At 54.4% G+C, this 1,375-nt stretch carries 1 rRNA gene; it reads left to right on the top strand.

The annotated features are described in order from the left end of the window. Positions 1–1,374, top strand: a 23S ribosomal RNA gene (locus tag ACXAF2_RS23500); the annotation flags it as partial. Between the last annotated feature and the right edge of the window lies 1 nt (position 1,375).

Genomic DNA, 1,375 nt, shown 5'->3' with positions numbered 1-1,375 from the left:
AAGGCTGAGCTGTGATAGCGAGCGAATTATAGTAGCGAAGTTCCTGATTCCACACTGCCAAGAAAAGCCTCTAGCGAGGAAAAAGGTGCCCGTACCGCAAACCGACACAGGTAGGCGAGGAGAGAATCCTAAGGTGAGCGAGAGAACTCTCGTTAAGGAACTCGGCAAAATGACCCCGTAACTTCGGGAGAAGGGGTGCTCTGGTAGGGTGCAAGCCCGAGAGAGCCGCAGTGAATAGGCCCAGGCGACTGTTTAGCAAAAACACAGGTCTCTGCGAAGCCGTAAGGCGAAGTATAGGGGCTGACGCCTGCCCGGTGCTGGAAGGTTAAGAGGAGTGCTTAGCGCAAGCGAAGGTGCGAATCGAAGCCCCAGTAAACGGCGGCCGTAACTATAACGGTCCTAAGGTAGCGAAATTCCTTGTCGGGTAAGTTCCGACCCGCACGAAAGGCGTAACGATCTGGGCACTGTCTCAACGAGAGACTCGGTGAAATTATAGTACCTGTGAAGATGCAGGTTACCCGCGACAGGACGGAAAGACCCCGTGGAGCTTTACTGTAGCCTGATATTGAATTTTGGTACAGCTTGTACAGGATAGGTAGGAGCCTTGGAAGCCGGAGCGCCAGCTTCGGTGGAGGCATCGGTGGGATACTACCCTGGCTGTATTGAAATTCTAACCCGCGCCCCTTATCGGGGTGGGAGACAGTGTCAGGTGGGCAGTTTGACTGGGGCGGTCGCCTCCTAAAGAGTAACGGAGGCGCCCAAAGGTTCCCTCAGAATGGTTGGAAATCATTCGCAGAGTGTAAAGGCACAAGGGAGCTTGACTGCGAGACCTACAAGTCGAGCAGGGACGAAAGTCGGGCTTAGTGATCCGGTGGTTCCGCATGGAAGGGCCATCGCTCAACGGATAAAAGCTACCCCGGGGATAACAGGCTTATCTCCCCCAAGAGTCCACATCGACGGGGAGGTTTGGCACCTCGATGTCGGCTCATCGCATCCTGGGGCTGTAGTCGGTCCCAAGGGTTGGGCTGTTCGCCCATTAAAGCGGTACGCGAGCTGGGTTCAGAACGTCGTGAGACAGTTCGGTCCCTATCCGTCGTGGGCGCAGGAAATTTGAGAGGAGCTGTCCTTAGTACGAGAGGACCGGGATGGACGCACCGCTGGTGTACCAGTTGTCTTGCCAAAGGCATCGCTGGGTAGCTATGTGCGGAAGGGATAAGTGCTGAAAGCATCTAAGCATGAAGCCCCCCTCGAGATGAGATTTCCCATCACGTATGTGAGTAAGATCCCTAGAAGATGACTAGGTAGATAGGTCAGAGATGGAAGCATGGCGACATGTGGAGTTGACTGATACTAATCGATCGAGGACTTAACCACA

The sequence above is a fragment of the Rossellomorea sp. ABR4_004 genome (assembly GCF_056159585.1).
The sequence above is the reverse complement of the archived record's forward strand: the minus strand, read 5'-3'. Positions and strand labels throughout refer to the sequence as shown.